This is a genomic window from Streptomyces sp. NBC_00457, from assembly GCF_036014015.1.
Classification (GTDB): domain Bacteria; phylum Actinomycetota; class Actinomycetes; order Streptomycetales; family Streptomycetaceae; genus Streptomyces.
Window position 1 is genome coordinate 1,808,723 of record NZ_CP107905.1, and the last position, 15,581, is coordinate 1,824,303.

General features: G+C 71.2%; 14 protein-coding genes. 4 read left to right on the top strand and 10 right to left on the bottom strand.

Going from position 1 to position 15,581, the window contains the following annotated elements:
* Positions 1-5 precede the first annotated feature (5 nt).
* Positions 6-1,259: a M14 family metallopeptidase gene (locus tag OG828_RS08420; RefSeq protein ID WP_328500676.1), complete on the bottom strand. Its 1,254-nt coding sequence runs from the start codon at positions 1,257-1,259 to the stop codon at positions 6-8.
* Complete coding sequence (locus OG828_RS08425) at positions 1,256-3,238, bottom strand: Xaa-Pro dipeptidyl-peptidase (RefSeq protein ID WP_328500677.1); 1,983 nt, start codon at positions 3,236-3,238, stop codon at positions 1,256-1,258. The genes OG828_RS08420 and OG828_RS08425 overlap by 4 nt, the downstream gene beginning before the upstream one ends.
* Positions 3,239-3,427: 189 nt before the next feature.
* On the opposite strand from OG828_RS08425, the gene OG828_RS08430 reads away from it, so the two are divergent.
* The 3 genes from OG828_RS08430 (at position 3,428) to OG828_RS08440 (ending at position 6,730) form a co-directional block, all read left to right on the top strand.
* Entirely contained in the window at positions 3,428-4,957 is a 1,530-nt protein-coding gene (locus OG828_RS08430) for a M1 family metallopeptidase (protein ID WP_328500678.1), read from the top strand.
* 89 nt (positions 4,958-5,046) lie between these two features.
* Positions 5,047-5,931 carry an arginase family protein gene (locus tag OG828_RS08435; RefSeq protein ID WP_328500679.1) on the top strand — a complete coding sequence of 295 codons (885 nt, stop codon included), beginning with the start codon at positions 5,047-5,049 and terminating at the stop codon, positions 5,929-5,931.
* 73 nt (positions 5,932-6,004) lie between these two features.
* Complete coding sequence (locus tag OG828_RS08440; RefSeq protein WP_328351943.1) at positions 6,005-6,730, top strand: MerR family transcriptional regulator; 726 nt, start codon at positions 6,005-6,007, stop codon at positions 6,728-6,730.
* Between the two features lie 22 nt (positions 6,731-6,752).
* Here the strand turns inward: OG828_RS08440 and OG828_RS08445 are convergent, their stop codons facing one another.
* From OG828_RS08445 to OG828_RS08465, 5 genes are all read right to left on the bottom strand, one after another.
* Positions 6,753-8,927 (bottom strand): 3-hydroxyacyl-CoA dehydrogenase NAD-binding domain-containing protein, encoded by a 2,175-nt coding sequence (locus OG828_RS08445; RefSeq protein WP_328500680.1) that lies wholly within the window; start codon positions 8,925-8,927, stop codon positions 6,753-6,755.
* Positions 8,928-8,983: 56 nt separating this feature from the next.
* Complete coding sequence (locus OG828_RS08450) at positions 8,984-10,198, bottom strand: acetyl-CoA C-acetyltransferase (RefSeq protein ID WP_328500681.1); 1,215 nt, start codon at positions 10,196-10,198, stop codon at positions 8,984-8,986.
* A gap of 21 nt (positions 10,199-10,219) precedes the next feature.
* Entirely contained in the window at positions 10,220-11,362 is a 1,143-nt protein-coding gene (locus OG828_RS08455) for an acyl-CoA dehydrogenase family protein (RefSeq protein WP_328351952.1), read from the bottom strand.
* Complete coding sequence (locus tag OG828_RS08460; protein WP_328500682.1) at positions 11,359-12,498, bottom strand: CaiB/BaiF CoA transferase family protein; 1,140 nt, start codon at positions 12,496-12,498, stop codon at positions 11,359-11,361. Before OG828_RS08460 ends, OG828_RS08455 begins: the two co-directional genes overlap by 4 nt.
* 105 nt (positions 12,499-12,603) lie before the next feature.
* Positions 12,604-13,008 (bottom strand): MmcQ/YjbR family DNA-binding protein, encoded by a 405-nt coding sequence (locus OG828_RS08465; protein WP_328351958.1) that lies wholly within the window; start codon positions 13,006-13,008, stop codon positions 12,604-12,606.
* Between the two features lie 69 nt (positions 13,009-13,077).
* On the opposite strand from OG828_RS08465, the gene OG828_RS08470 reads away from it, so the two are divergent.
* Positions 13,078-14,250 (top strand): saccharopine dehydrogenase family protein, encoded by a 1,173-nt coding sequence (locus tag OG828_RS08470; RefSeq protein ID WP_328351961.1) that lies wholly within the window; start codon positions 13,078-13,080, stop codon positions 14,248-14,250.
* Positions 14,251-14,257: 7 nt separating this feature from the next.
* Here the strand turns inward: OG828_RS08470 and mmpA are convergent, their stop codons facing one another.
* The 3 genes from mmpA to OG828_RS08485 form a co-directional block, all read right to left on the bottom strand.
* The gene (gene mmpA, locus OG828_RS08475; RefSeq protein ID WP_328351963.1) at positions 14,258-14,416 is read right to left on the bottom strand and encodes a morphogenic membrane protein MmpA; all 159 of its coding nucleotides are present in this window, start codon (positions 14,414-14,416) and stop codon (positions 14,258-14,260) included.
* Positions 14,417-14,509: 93 nt separating this feature from the next.
* Positions 14,510-15,199: an endonuclease V gene (locus OG828_RS08480; protein ID WP_328500683.1), complete on the bottom strand. Its 690-nt coding sequence runs from the start codon at positions 15,197-15,199 to the stop codon at positions 14,510-14,512.
* A gap of 37 nt (positions 15,200-15,236) precedes the next feature.
* A complete protein-coding gene (locus OG828_RS08485; protein ID WP_328351969.1) occupies positions 15,237-15,563 on the bottom strand; it encodes a plasmid stabilization protein in 327 nt (108 codons plus the stop codon).
* Positions 15,564-15,581 lie beyond the last annotated feature (18 nt).

Consider the following 15,581-nt stretch of genomic DNA (forward strand, 5'->3'; position numbering starts at 1 on the left):
CCACCTCAGCACTCGGTGTCGGGCTCACCGACCGTGAGGTGGTACGGCGCGCGCTCGTCGAGCAGCAGCGGGACGAGGGCGCGCAGGGACTGGCGGAGCGGGACGTAGGTGCCGCGCGTCTTCACTCCGTGCAGGGCGAGTTCGTCCTTGAACTCCGTGTACTGGTCCCGGGTGAGCCGGTATCCGCAGGGCGGGTCCTGGATCACCTCGGCCGGTTCGGGCGGGTCGTTGTCGGCGCCGCCGACGTAGACGGGACCCGTGTCGGCGTAGCCCGCGAGGCGCGCGAAACCCGTCGCGACCTCGACCTGCCGGCGACGCTCGTCGGTGTACGCGAACAAGCCGTTCAGCGCGGCGAGTTGGGAGTCGACCCGGCGTCGGTTGTTCAGCGACTCGTCCGCCTTCTCGGCGTCGGTGAGGGGATCGACGCGGCTCTCGATGAGCAGGCCGATCGAGTGCTTGACGCCGGACATGTTCCGCAGGATGCGTTCCTGACCGTCGCCGGCGACCTGCCTGATCGGGTCACCGGTGACGGGGTCGGTCCAGATGCCGTAGGTGCCGGCCGTGTACCCGGCCTTCTGTGCGGCAGGGCGGACGTACGCCTGGGAGAGGGTCTCGCCCTCGTCGTGGACGGCGGCGGCGGCGTTGAGGTTGCGGGGCCAGAGGTCGAAGAGGTCCTTGTCGTAGTACGGCGGTGTGGCGCCGTACTCGTGCAAGTCGTAGACGAGGTCGGGGCGTTGGTCCCGGATGACCGTGGCCAGGGTGCGGGCCTCGGCCGTCTGCAGGGCGAGGTGGTCGCGGTTGATGTCGACGCCGTCGCTGTTGCCGCGGGTGTCGGCGGCCCGGCCGTCGGGGTTGGCGGTGGGCACGACGAGCAGGGTGGTGCGGTCCAGGAAGCGGCGGGTTCGGTGGTCGGTCGCGTAGGTGAGGTCGCGGATGGTGGTCAGACAGGCCTCGCGGCCGGACGGTTCGTCGCCGTGCTGGGTGCAGATGAGCAGGACCTTGGTGGGCGCGTGGGCGGCGCCGAGCCGGGCGAGTTGGAGGGGGCGGCTCTGCTTCGTCGTACCGATGCGGGCGATCGAGACGCGGTCGCTCGCCTTGTCGACGGCGGCCAGGAAGTCCTGTTCCTCCGGCTCGGTGGTCCAGCGGGCGCCGTTCGACTGCTCGAAGCCGGTGCGCGGCGGGGAGTCCGCCGCCTGCGCCGGGACGGCGACCAGGGATGCGGCGAGGGCCGCCGTGGTGAGGGTCAGTGCGCGGATCAACGGTTGCCTCCCGGGATGCGCTGGACGGTGCGCGGTGCCTGGACGCCGTCGAGGGTGGTGGCCTCGGGGGCGAGCGGCCCGAAGCCGGCGGTGGCGCGGGCGAAGGCCTTGGCGCCGCCGACCAGCGGGACGTGGGCCGAGGTGCGGGACAGGTCGAGGGTCAGCGTCGGCTTGGTCGACGGCGGCTCGATGAGGTTGTTGTCGGTGCCCGCGACGATCAGCGCCAGCCGGTGTCCGGCCGGGATCACCTGGTCGGTCGCGCCCAGGTCGAGGGTGATGCGGTACGCCTTGCCCGGGGTGAGCGGGCCGCCCGTCACGTCGGAGGCGTGGTTGCCGAGGTCGGCCCAGCCGCGGCTGACGATCGTGTAGTCGACGTCCGCCGTCTTGGCCGCCGTCTCCTTGAAGCAGGCGCTGTCGCCGCTGGTGCTCGCGCCCCAGCAGGTGCGGTCGGTGAGGGTGCTGATGCCCTCGCCGCGCGCCGCGTAGTCGCGGATGGTGGCGGGGCCGAGGTCCACGAGGACGGCGGAGAGGTGGGCCGTCGAGGTGGTCGGGGTCGCGGTGACCGTCACCTCGGAGGAGCCGGACAGGCGCAGGTCCCGGGTGAGCGGCCGGGTGACGAAGCCCGCCTTGCCGGGGGTCGGGGTGCCGATCTGCGCAGCCCAGTCGGTCTCGCTGAGCTCGGGGTCGTCGGTGAAGGTCTCGGTGCCGCGGCCCTTGTTCAGACCCAGGGTGCCGACGCCGGGCTGGGCGCCCGAGCCGGGGCGCAGGGTGGTGGTCCGGGTGCCACTGGGCGGCCAGGTGTCCGAGGTGACCCACTGGTCGGGGTGGCGTTCGATGTCGGCCATGGGCTCGTCGTCGATGCCGTTGTCGTAGCCGAGGAGTTCGTGGTCGAACCAGCGGTGCAGGGTGTCGACCCAGTCGGCGCGGCGGAAGTCGAAGGGGTCGACGTGACCGGTCTGGGAGAGCCAGATCTTGCGCTCGACGCCGTTCTTCGCGAGGGCGTCCCACCACGGACCGACGTGCTGCATACGGACGTTGAGGTCCTGCATGCCGTGGATCAGGAAGACGCTCGCCTTCACGTTCGCGGCGTCCTTGATGTAGTCGCGCTCGGCCCACAGCGGTGTCCGGTCGCCGGTGCGCGGGGCGCCGTCGACGAGCTTCTGCTGGACGGCGCCGCACTCGGCGCGGGCGTCGGCGCTCTCGACGGCGTTGGACAGCGCGTCGGGGCCTGAGTCGTAGAGCGGGGCGCCCTTGGCGAAGTAGTAGTCGTACCAAGTGGAGATGGCGGCGATCGGGACGATCGTCTCCAGGCCCTCCACGCCGGTGGCGGCGACGCCGTTGGCGATCGTGCCGTCCCAGCTCTTGCCGATCATCCCCGTCCTGCCGTTGGTCCAAGTGGCCTTGGCGCGGGTCGTGCCGGTGCGGGTGGTGTAGGCCTTGGCCCGGCCGTTCAGCCAGTCGACGACCGCTTTGGCGGACTGGATGTCGGAGCGGCCGCCGATGTCCACGCAGCCGTCGGAGCGGTTGGTGCCGGTGAGGTCGACGCCGACGAAGGCGTAGCCGCGCGGCACGAAGTAGTTGTCGTAGAAGAGCGGCATCTGGACGACGTCGCCGTCCGCGTCGTACGTCTTCAGCTGGCTCTCGTTGCCGCGTCCGCAGCAGGAGTAGTAGGGGCTGGCGTCCATGATGACCGGGATCTTCCGGCCCTGCTGGGCGGGTTCGCGCGGGCGGACGATGTCGACGGCGACGCGGTACGTCCTGCCGTCGCTGTCGCCGTCGAGTCCGGTGTCCACCCAAACGGCCTCGCGGACGGCTTTCTCGTACGAGTACACCGGCTTGCTCTCGCGCGGGGCGCCGTGGGCCGCGGTCGGGGTGAGGAGCGCGGCTGTCAGAGCGGCTACGGCGACGGCGGCGAGCGATCTCCAGGTCGTGAAGCGCACGAGCGGTCTCCAGGTCGTGAAGCGCATGCGTATCGGCATGCGCCGGACGGTACATCGGTCAACTCCCGTGCAGAAGAGGGCCATCCGGTGCGGACGAGACGGTTGCGCCATTCGGCTCATGACGGCCGAATGGCGATCGTGTGACAGGGGGCACCATGGACACGCCAGCGCGCACAGCGAATGAATAGGCTCCGAACAGACTTCGGTCCCCTACGACTTGGAGCTTTCGTGCACCGCAGATTCATCGCGCCGGGCTCGCTCGCCGCGGCCTCCCTACTGCTGGCGATCCCGGCATCGGCCGCGAGCGTCTCCCCTGGCGCCCCGGGTATCGGCGACCCCTATTACCCGGCCTACGGCAACGGCGGATACGACGTCTCCCACTACGACCTGCGGCTGAAGTACCAGCCGGCCACGGACGAACTGTCGGGCACCGCGACCCTGCTGGCCCGCACCACGCAGGACCTGTCCCGGTTCAACCTGGACTTCCTGCTGGACGTGAGCGAAGTGCGGGTCAACGGAGCCAAGGCGTCCTTCACGACGTCCGGCGAGCACGAGCTGGAGATCACGCCGAGCAAGCCCCTGCCCAAGGGCACCTCGGTCACCGTCGTCGTGCGGTACAGCGGAGTGCCCTCGTCGAAGCAGGCGTACGGCTTCACCAGCTGGCACCGCACACCGGACGGCGGAGTCGCCGCGAACGAGCCCGAGGCGGCCTGGTGGTGGTTCCCGAGCAACGACCACCCGCTCGACAAGGCCACCTACGACGTGTCGGTCGCCGTACCCGACGGAACGCAGGCCATCTCCAACGGCACGCTCCAGTCGTCGAGTTCACGCGCCGGCTGGACCCGCTACAACTGGCGCTCCGACAAACCGCAGGCGACCTACCTCGCCACGCTCGCGGCCGGGAAGTTCGACGTCACGACGGGCATGACCGAGAGCGGCATTCCGGTCATCAACGCCTACAGCAAGGACCTGGGCGCGAACGCCGGCGCGGCGCGCGCGAGCGTGGAGCGGACCGGGGAGATCGCCGACTGGCTGACGGGTTACTTCGGGCCGTACCCGTACAACGCGCTCGGCGGATACGTGCCGAACACCGACACCGGGTACGCGCTGGAGACCCAGACCCGGCCCTTCTACAGCCCGCGGCAGTTCGCGAGCGGGACGAACACCTCCGTCGTCGTCCATGAACTGGCCCACCAGTGGTACGGCGACCTGGTGTCCGTGGCCGGCTGGCAGGACATCTGGATCAACGAGGGCTTCGCCCGGTACGCGCAGTGGCTGTGGTCCGAGCACGAGGGCGAGGGCACGGCGCAGGAGATCGCGGACTATGTATACGCGTCGCATCCGGCGGACGATCAGTTCTGGACCGTGAAGCCGGGCGACCCGGGGCCGGAGAACCAGTTCCACCTCGCGGTGTACGACCGGGGCGCGCTGGCTCTGCAGGCGCTGCGGAACGAGATCGGGGACGAGGCGTTCTTCGCCGTCCTCAAGGGCTGGCCGAAGAAGTACGCGCACGGCAACGCGTCGGTCGCCGACTTCCGGGTGTACGCCGAACAGGTGTCGGGCAAGCCGCTGGCCGCGCTCTTCGACACCTGGCTGTACCAGCCGTCCAAGCCGAGCGCGCCCGCGGCACGGTCCGTGTCCATCACCCGTCAGGCGGCACCTGCCGCGCCGCCGAAGTCATGGAAGAAGATCGCCGCGACGAACGGGGTGCACGACCACGAAGACGCGGAGGGAGACGCCCCGCGACACCGGCACTGACGCGCTCCGCGCCCTCCCGCGGTTTACGGTGGGCCCACGCGCCGGACACGCGTGGGCCGGCCGGCGCCGCCTGACGAGGGAGTCTTCCAGTGCGGGACGTCGCGATCATCGAGGCACCGTCCGTGCTGGGGCTGCGGCCGACCGGCGTCGAGGAGCTGCCCGGGGCACTGCTCGACGCGGGTCTGGCCGACGGCCTCGGCGCGGTGCGGGCGGGCAGGGTCGAACCGGGGCCGTACGACCCTGAGCGGGATCCGGAGACCGAGGTCCTGAATCCGGCGGGCATCGCCGACTACTCCGTACGGCTGGCCGACGCGGTCGGCGGGGTGCTGGACGAGGGCCGGTTCCCGGTGGTGCTGGGCGGCGACTGCAGCGTGCTGCTCGGCACTCTGCTGGCACTGCGGCGGCGGGGGCGGCACGGGCTGCTGTTCCTCGACGGCCACACCGACTTCTATCAGCCGGCGGCGGAACCGGCCGGCGAGGTGGCCTCCATGGAGCTGGCCCTGGCCACCGGGCGCGGGCCCGCCGTCCTGGCCGATCTGGAGGGGCGGGGACCGCTGGTGCAGGACGCCGACGCGGTCGCCCTGGGCTTCCGGGACCAGGCGGAGGCCTCAGTGTTCGGGATGCAGCCACTGCCGGACGCGCTGCACGCGATGGAACTCGACGCGGTACGGGAGCTGGGCGCTGCCGAGGCGGCACGGCGTGCGGTGGATCTCCTCACGGGCGGTGGGGCCGCCGGGTACTGGGTGCATCTCGACGTCGATGTGCTGGACGACGCGGTCATGCCCGCGGTGGACTACCGGCTGTCCGGCGGGCTGTCCTGGGAGGAGCTGGAGGCGGTGCTCGGCATCGCCCTTGCCGGGCCTGGCGCGATGGGCCTCGACGTCGCGATCTTCAACCCACGCCTCGACCCCGACGGGACCCTCGCGGCACGGCTCACCGAGTGTCTGCTGCGGGCGCTCGCGTCCCGGGGCTGACCGGCTCACCCAAGGTCATTCAGTGGGCGTCCCGAGGTTTCACAGTGTTGGTGAGACAGCGATACTGCTCCACATGACGACCGAACCCACCGACGTCGCGGAGCCGACCCTCACGATCGACGAGCTGGCCGCGCGGGCGGGCGTCACGGTCCGCACGGTCCGCTTCTACAGCACCAAGGGGCTGCTGCCGCCACCGGTGATCGGTCCACGCCGGGTCGGTCACTACGGCCAGGAGCATCTCGCGCGTCTCGCGCTGATCGAGGAACTCCAGACCCAGGGCATGACCCTCGCCGCGATCGAACGCTACCTGCGCCAGCTGCCGCCGGACCTGAGCGCGCACGACCTCGCCATCCACCGTGCCGTAGTGGCGTCCTGGGCCCCGGATTCGGTGGAGACGGTGACGCGCGAGGAGCTGCAACGGCGAGCCGGGCGAACGCTGGGCGATCAGGACGTGGAGCGGCTCGTGGCGATGAACGTCGTCGCGCACGAGGACGGCGCGTTCCGCGTCGACTCCGGTCTGCTGCGCCTCGGCGTCGAGCTGCTCGACGTACCGCTGTCCCAGGAGACGATCATGGCGGCCCGCACGGCGCTGATCGAGCACTCGCGCGCGGCGGCGCACGAGTTGTCGCGGCTGCTGCGCGAAGCCGTGGCCGAGCGCGCCGCCGAGGACGTGAAGTCGCTGTCCGCACACATGCATCCGCTGGTGGTGCAGGCCCTGCTGACGACGTTCCAGCGCTCCCTCAGGGAGGAGCTGAGGGAGTGGCTGGACGGGATGTCAGAGGCAGGCGGACCCTCCTGACACGTTCAGCGGCTGTGCTCTGTCACATCGCGTCGGTGAACGTCTCGCCCTTCTCCGCCTTCTCCACCAGCAGCGCGGGCGGCGTGAACCGCTCCCCGTACCGCTCGGCGAGTTCACGCGCGCGTGCCACGAAGCCGGGCAGGCCGCCCTCGTAGCCGTTGATGTACTGCAGCACGCCACCCGTCCTGCCCGGGAAGCCGATCCCGAAGATGGAGCCGATGTTGGCGTCGGCGACGGACGTCAGCACGCCCTCCTCCAGAAGCTTCACCGTGTCGAGCGCCTCGGAGAACAGCATGCGTTCCTGCATGTCCTTGAAGGGGATCTCCGCGCCCTCTCGGGTGAAGTGCTCCCGCAGGCCCGGCCACAGGCCCGCGCGCTTGCCGTCCACGTAGTCGTAGAAGCCCGCGCCGCCGCTGCGGCCCGAGCGCTCGAAGTCGTCGATCATGCGGTCGATGACGGCCTCGGCGGGGTGGGTCTGCCAGGTGCCGCCGGACTCCTCCACCGCCCGCTTGGACTCGGTGCGGATCTTGCGCGGGAGCGTGAGCGTCAGCTCGTCCATGAGGGCCAGCACCTTGGCCGGGTAGCCCGCCTGGGCGGCGGCCTGCTCGACCGACGCGGGCTCGATGCCCTCGCCGACCATGGCCACGCCCTCGTTGATGAAGTGGCCGATGACCCGGGAGGTGAAGAAGCCACGCGAGTCGTTGACGACGATCGGGGTCTTCTTGATCTGCCGGACCAGGTCGAAGGCGCGCGCGAGGGCCTCCTCCCCCGTCCGCTCGCCCTTGATGATCTCGACGAGGGGCATCTTGTCGACGGGCGAGAAGAAGTGCAGCCCGATGAAGTCGCCCTGCCGCTCCACACCCTCGGCGAGGGCGGTGATCGGGAGCGTGGAGGTGTTGGAGCACAGCAGCGCGTCCGGCGCGACGAGGTGCTCGATCTCCTGGAACACCTTGTGCTTGAGGGCCGGGTCCTCGAAGACGGCCTCGATGACCGCGTCGCAGCCGGCCACGTCCTGCGGGTCCGCGGTCGGCGTGATGCGGGCCAGCAGCGCGTCCGCCTTCTCCTGGGTCGTACGGCCCCGGGAGACGGCCTTCGCGCACAGCTTCTCGGAGTAGCCCTTGCCCTTGGCGGCGGCTTCGGCCGATACGTCCTTCAGGACCACCTCGATGCCCGCGCGGGCGCACGAGTACGCGATGCCCGCGCCCATCATCCCGGCGCCGAGGACGGCGACCTTCCTGACCTTGCGCGGCTCGATGCCCTTGGGGCGGTTGGCGCCGGAGTTGACGGCCTGGAGGTCGAAGAAGAACGCCTGGATCATGTTCTTCGACGTCTGTCCCGCGGCCAGCTCCGCGAAGTAGCGGCCCTCGATGACCTGCGCGGTCTCGAAGTCGACCTGGGAGCCCTCGACGGCGGCGGCGAGGATGTTGCGCGGGGCCGGGTAGGGGGCGCCGTTCGTCTGCTTGCGCAGGGTGGCCGGGAAGGCGGGCAGGTTGGCCGCGAACTTGGGGTTCGCCGGGGTGCCGCCCGGGATGCGGTAGCCGGGCTTGTCCCAGGGCTGCTGCGACTCGGGGTTGGCTTCGATGAAGGCGCGGGCCTTGGCCATCAACTCGTCCTGGGTCGCGGCCACTTCGTGGATCAGGCCGTTCTCCAGGGCGCGCTGCGGGCTGTACTGGGTGCCCTGGAGCAGCACCTTCAGCAGGGCGTCGGCGATGCCGAGGAGGCGTACGGTGCGGACGACGCCGCCGCCTCCGGGGAGCAGGCCGAGGGTGACCTCGGGGCAGCCGATCTTGGAGCCGGGGGCGTCGAGGGCGATGCGGTGGTGGCAGGCGAGCGCGATCTCGTAACCGCCGCCGAGGGCCGCGCCGTTCATCGCCGCGACGACCGGCTTGCCGAGGGTCTCGATGCGGCGCAGCTGACGCTTGATCGCCATGCCGCCGTCGAACAGCTCCTGTGCCGTCTCGGGGGTGACGCGGATCAGGTCGCGCAGGTCACCGCCCGCAAAGAAGGTCTTCTTGGCGGAGGTGAAGATGATGCCGCGGATGGAGTCCTTCTCGGCCTCCAGGCGGTCGGTGATGACGGCGAGGGAGTCGCGGAACGCCTGGTTCATGGTGTTCGCGGACTGGTCGGGGTCGTCGAGGACGAGGGTGACGACGCCGGTGCGGTCCTGTTCCCAGCGGATGGTGGTGCTCTGTGTCATGGCAGGTCTCCGTAGCAGCCGTTGAAGTCTGTTGGTTCCGCCGATTCCGCCGGGAATCAGGCGCGCTCGACGATGGTCGCGATGCCCATGCCGCCGCCCACGCACAGCGTGGCGAGGCCGTACCGCTTGTCCTGGCGCTCCAGTTCGTCGACGAGCGTGCCGAGGATCATCGCGCCGGTAGCGCCGAGCGGGTGGCCCAGCGCGATCGCGCCGCCGTTGACGTTGACCTTGTCGAGGGACAGACCCATGTCCCGCACGAAGCGCAGGACGACCGCCGCGAAGGCTTCGTTGATCTCGACCAGGTCGATGTCGTCGATCGTCAGGCCTGCCTTCGCCAGGGCCTTGCGGGTGGCGGGCGCGGGACCGGTGAGCATGATGGTGGGCTCCGAGCCGGAGACGGCGGCGGCGACGATGCGGGCGCGGGGGGTGAGCCCGTGGCGCTCGCCGACCTCCTGGGAGCCGATCGCGACCAGGGAGGCGCCGTCGACGATGCCGGAGGAGTTGCCCGCGTGGTGGACGTGGTCGATCTTCTCGACCCAGTGGTACTTCTGCAGCGCCACGGCGTCGAAGCCGCCCAGGTCGCCGATGTCCGCGAAGGACGGCTTGAGCCCCGCGAGGGAGTCGGCGGTGGTGCCGGGACGCAGGTGCTCGTCGTGGTCGAGGACGACGAGGCCGCTGCGGTCCTTCACCGGCACGACGGACCGCGCGAAGCGGCCCTCTTTCCAAGCCGTGGCCGCCCGCTCCTGCGAGAGGGCGGCGTACTCGTCGACGTCCCGCCGCGAGAAGCCCTCGATGGTGGCGATCAGGTCGGCGCCGATGCCCTGCGGCACGAAGTTCACGGCCAGGTTCGTCATCGGGTCGTTGAACCAGGCGCCGCCGTCCGAGGCCATCGGCACCCGGGACATCGACTCGACGCCGCCGGCGAGGACGAGGTCCTCCCAGCCGGAGCGCACCTTCATGGCGGCCATGTTGACGGCCTCCAGGCCCGACGCACAGAAGCGGTTCTCCTGTACGCCCGCCACCGTGTCCGGCAGTCCTGCGGCGACCGCGGCGATCCGGGCGATGTCGGAGCCCTGGTCGCCGACGGGGCCGACGACGCCGAGCACGATGTCGTCGATGGCGGCCGGGTCCAGGTCCGGGAAGCGGCCCTGGATCTCGTGGATGAGTCCGACGACGAGGTCGATGGGCTTGGTGCCGTGCAGGGCGCCGTTCGCCTTGCCGCGGCCGCGCGGGGTGCGGATCGCGTCGTACACGTACGCTTCGGTGCTCACTGGTAAGCCTTTCGGTGAGGGTCAGCCGAGGACGGCACGACCGATGATCTCTTTCATGATCTCGGTGGTCCCGCCATAGATGGTCTGGATACGGCCGTCGGTGAAGGCCCGGGCGACGGGGTATTCGGCCATGTAGCCGTATCCGCCATGCAGTTGGAGGCAGCGGTCAGCGACGCGCTTCTGCAGCTCGGTCGCCCACCACTTGGCCATGGAGGCGTGCACGGCGTCGAGCTCACCGCGCGCGTGGTCCTCTATGCAGCGGTCGAGGAAGGTGCGGGTGACGGCGCACTCGGTGGCCATCTCCGCGATCTCGAAGCGGATGTGCTGGAGTCCCGCGAGTGGCCGTCCGAACGCCTCGCGCTCCTTGACGTACTCCGTGGTGAGCTCCAGGACGTGCTCGGCGGCGGCGATCCCGGAGACGGCGATGCTCAGGCGCTCCTGTGCGAGGTTCGTCATCAGGTGTGCGAAGGCGCCGTTGAGGTCGCCGAGCAGGTTCTCCTTGGGCACGCGGACGTCGTGGAAGAACAGCTCGGCCGTGTCCTGCGCCTTCTGGCCGATCTTGTCGAGGTTCCGGCCGCGTTCGAAGCCGTCCATGCCGCGCTCGACGACGAGCAGCGACAGTCCGTGCGCGCCGCCCTCCGGTGTCGTCTTCGCCACGACGATCACCAGGTCGGCGAGGATGCCGCTGGAGATGAACGTCTTGGAGCCATTGAGCAGCCAGTGGTCGCCGCGGTCCTCCGCGTGGGTCCGGATGCCCTGGAGGTCGGATCCGGCGCCGGGCTCGGTCATGGCGATGGCGGTGATCAGCGTGCCGTCGCAGAAGCCGGGCAGCCAGCGCCGCTTCTGCTCCTCGGTGGCCAGGCCGGTCAGATACGGGCCGATGATGTCGTTGTGCAGCCCGAGCGCCAGCCCGGGGGCGCCCGCGCGCGTGAACTCCTCGGCCAGGACCGCGCTGTAGCGGAAGTCGGGCGTGCCGCCGCCTCCGTACTCCTGAGGCACGGCGAAGCCGAGGAGGCCCTGCTTTCCGGCCGCGCGCCAGGCGTCGCGGGAGACGATGCCGGCCTTCTCCCACTGCTCGTAGTACGGCAGCACCTCCTTGGCCAGGAAGCTGCGCACGGTCGCGCGGAACTCCTCGTGCTCCGGGGCGAAGATCTTCCGCTTCATTCCTGGCCCTTCATGAGGTCGGGTACGTCCCAGTCGCGGGCCACGTCGGCCGTGTCGGCGCCCGGTCGGGCGGGGCCGGTGCGGACGCCGGTCGGCGTCGCCGAGAAGCGGGGCGCGGGGGCGGGCTGGGTGATGCCGCCGTGGTCGGTGAAGGTGCCGCGGGCGGCGAGGTGGGGGTGGCGCGGGGCCTCGCCCAGCGACAGGACGGGCGCCACGCACGCGTCGGTGCCGTCGAAGACGGCCGTCCACTCGTCCCGCGTACGGGACTTGAAGCGGGCGGCGACCGCCTCGCGCAGCTCGCCCCAGCGCGCGATGTCCTTGCGGGAGCCGGCATGCCCCTCGATGCCGAGCAGGTCCAGGAACTCGGCGTAGAACTGCGGTTCCAGGGCGCCGACCGCCATGGACTTCCCGTCGGCGGTCTCGTACGTCCCGTAGTAGGGACAGCCGCCGTCCAGCAGGTTGGCCCCGCGCCGGTCCTGCCAGCCTCCGGCAGCGAACATGCCGTGGATCATCGAGGCGAGATGGGCGGCGCCGTCCACGATCGCGGCGTCCACGACCTGGCCGGCGCCGGTCACGCGCGCGTGGTGCAGCGCCGCGAGGACACCGACGACGAGGTAGAGCGAGCCGCCCGCGTAGTCGCCGATCAGGTTGGCGGGGACGGCCGGGGGCCCGTCCGCGTCGCCGATCATGCCGAGGGTGCCGGTGAGCGCGATGTACGCGACGTCGTGGCCGGCGCGGTCGGCAAGGGGGCCCTCCTGGCCCCAGCCGGTCATGCGGCCGTAGACGAGCTTCGGGTTGCGGGCCCGGCAGGCCTCGGGGCCGACGCCGAGGCGCTCGGCGACCTGGGGGCGGTAGCCCTCGATGAGGATGTCGGCGCGCGCGGCGAGGTCGAGGACGCGGGCGGGGCCGTCCTGGGACTTCAGGTCGACGATCACCGAGCGCTTGTTGCGGTTGGTGATGTCGTACGCCGGGTCGATCGCCAGCCCCGAGCCGCCCGGCCGGTCCACGCGGACCACGTCGGCGCCCAGGTCGGCCAGGAGCATGGCGGCGAAGGGGCCCGGCCCGATCCCGGCCAGCTCGACCACGCGGACGCCGCCGAGCGGGCCCGCTGCGGGTGTGTGTGACGCCGTCGTCATCCAGCCCCCAGAGGTATGACACAACCGATGTAACACCAGCGATGCTAAGAATGCGTGCCGGTGGACACAAGACCTGGGCGAGCAAGCGCTTAGCCAAGCTGCCGGTCAGCGCGCGTCCAGCTCCGCTATGAGCTTCTTGGGCGCGATCGTCCGGTAGCTCTCCTCCACCCAGTCGCACAGCAGCTCCGCCGCCGGGGCGCCCTGCTGCGCCAGGGGGATGCTCACCCAGCCCGCCTTGCCCAGGCCGTACCCGGCGGGCTCGGCGCCGGGGCAGGTCAGGGCATGGGCGTGGGCCTCGTCGTCCTTGAGCTTCACCGTGATGCCCATCGGATAGCTGCCGTCGGCGACGCCCATGAAGACGAAGACCTTCTTGTTGACCTTCGCGACGGTCTCTCCCCAGGGGAAGTCCTCGGCGGCGCCGGGCAGGCCGACCGCGAAGTCACGCACTTTCTCCCACTTCTTCAGGGCATTTTTGGGCACGGCCACCGTCCACACCTCCGGGCTGGTCATCGAGCTGCGCACTCCTCACGCTAGCCTCGGCCACTGACAACGGCGCGAGCTGCGGGACCGAGGGGTGTCATGAGCAGGCTGAACGGGGCGGACCGCCCGTACGACATCGTGCTCTACGGCGCCACGGGCTTCGTAGGAGTCCTCACCGCCGAGTACCTCGACGCGCACGCACCCGAGGGTCTGCGCTGGGCGATCGCCGGGCGCGACCGCGAGAAGCTGGAGCGGCTGAGGGAGCGGCTGACCGGTGAGGTCGGTGTGGTCCAGGCGGACGTGTCCGATGCGGCGGCGCTGCGCGAACTCGTCGGGCACGCGCGCGTGCTGGCGACGACGGTCGGCCCCTATGTGACGTACGGCGAGGAACTGGTCGCCGCCTGCGCGGACGCCGGCACCGACTACATCGACCTCAGCGGTGAGCCGGAGTTCGTGGACCTGACGTACGTCCGCCACGACGCACGCGCGCGTGAGACCGGCGCGCGGCTGGTGCACGCCTGCGGTTTCGACTCGATCCCGTACGACCTCGGGGCGTACTTCACGGTCCGGCAGTTGCCGGAGGGGGTGCCGCTGACCGTCGACGCGTTCGTGACCGCCGACGCCATGTTCTCCGGCGGCACCTTCGCCTCCGCGCTCAACCAGTTCGCCCGTGCGCGCCAGATGGCGGCCGCCGCACGCGACCGGAACCGGCACGAGCCGCGGCTGGTGGGCCGCCGCGCGACCGCGCCGACGGGTGCGCCCCGGTTCGCCGGGGAGGTCGGCGCCTGGGCGGTCCCGCTGCCCACCATCGACGCGCAGATCGTACGGCGGTCCGCGCGCGCCCTGGAGCGGTACGGACCCGACTTCCGCTACCGCGAGTACGCGGCCGTCCGGCATCTGCCGGTCGCCCTTGGCGGGGTCGCCTTCGCGGGCGCGATGATGGCGGCGGCCCAAGTCCCGGCCGCGCGGCGCTGGTTGTCCTCCCGGGTGGCGCCCGGGGAGGGGCCCGGCCCCGAGAAGCGGGCGAAGAGCTGGTTCTCCGTGCGTTTCGTCGGCGAGGGCGGCGGCCGGCGGGTGTTCACCGAGGTCGCGGGCGGCGACCCCGGGTACGGCGAGACGGCGAAGATGTTCGCCGAGTCGGCCCTGTGCCTGGCCTTCGACGAACTTCCGCCGACGGCCGGGCAGGTCACGACGGCGGTGGCGATGGGCGACGCCCTGACCGAACGGCTGCGCGGCGCGGGCATCACGTTCCGGGTGGCCGCGACCCGCTGAACGGGTCCTAGAGCGACCACCCGAGCAGGGTGTAGATCATGCCGCCGATCCAGCCGAGCCCGGCCACCACGGCTAGGATCAGCGCGGCGTTCACGGCCCGCTCGACCGGTCGGTTCGGGTCGGCGAGGGGCTTGGGCGAACGGTGGGCTGCACGGTGCGTCGTCATGCACCCCACCCTGCCGACCGGGACACTGCGGCCACATCCGTACGGGTACTCAGTCCGGGTACTCAGATCCTGCGCTGCTGGGCCGAGTTCCCTTCAGGCCGTCGCGTGCCGCAGTGCTCTGCGGCACAGGGCGTCGGCCCTGCGGGTCGTCTCCGGGAGGCGGTAGGCGGGGCTCAGCGCGAGGGTGTGTGCGCAGGCGTTGTCGAGGCTCATCCGGTGGCCTACGGAGACGAAGACGGGCTTGACAGCGTGCCGGGTGCGCAGGGCGCGGCCGACCTCCTCGGTGCCCGCGAGCAACGGCGACGTACTGCCGCGCGGGGCGTCCGGGTCGTCGTACGCGAAGGTGAACGGGTTCTTGGCGACGCCGATCGTCGGCAGGCCGGTGAGGACGCCGAGGTGGCTGGCGAGGCCGAAGCGGCGGGGGTGGGCGAGGCCGTAGCCGTCGCAGACGACCAGGCCCGGCGGGCACGGCAGGGCGGCGAGGGCGGCGAGGACCGTCGGGATCTCGCGGAAGGCGAGCAGGCCGGGCACGTACGGGAAGGAGATCCGCCCGACGGCCGTCGCCTCGGCGACGACGTCGAGCCGCGCCGCGTCCAGGACGACCGCCGCGGCCGCTACGACGTCCCGCTCGTCGTCGTAGGCCACGTCGACCCCGGTCACCCGCCCCGATCCGGGCGGCGGTCCGGGCTCGTCGAGCACCACTCGCTCGCGCAACTCGTCCTGGACGGCACGGGCCTGTTCCTCGGTCGCCGGCCAGCCGGCGGGGATGCGTACGCTCGTCATGGTGAGGACGAGGGTACGGCCGCCCGCCGGCCCCGGTTCACTTGCCGCCCAGTGCCTGCTTCAGCTCGCTCTTGTTCATGTCCGAACGGCCGTGGATGTTGCGGCGCTTGGCCTCCTCGTAGAGCTGATCGTAGGTGGGACCCTGGGAGCCCTTGCCGGACCGCTGACCGCCGCGCTTGCCGGACGACATGTCCTGGGTCGAGGTACGGCTGGCCTGCTTCGACTCGCCGGACCGGGCGCGTTCCTTGTTCACCGTCCGGGCGGCGATCTCCTGGGCGCGCTCCGGGCTCTCACCGCGATCCCGGGCGCTCTCCTTGATGTGCTCGTACTGGCGTTCCCGCTTGTCGCTCGAACCGCGTGGCATGGAGTTCACTCCTCTCGC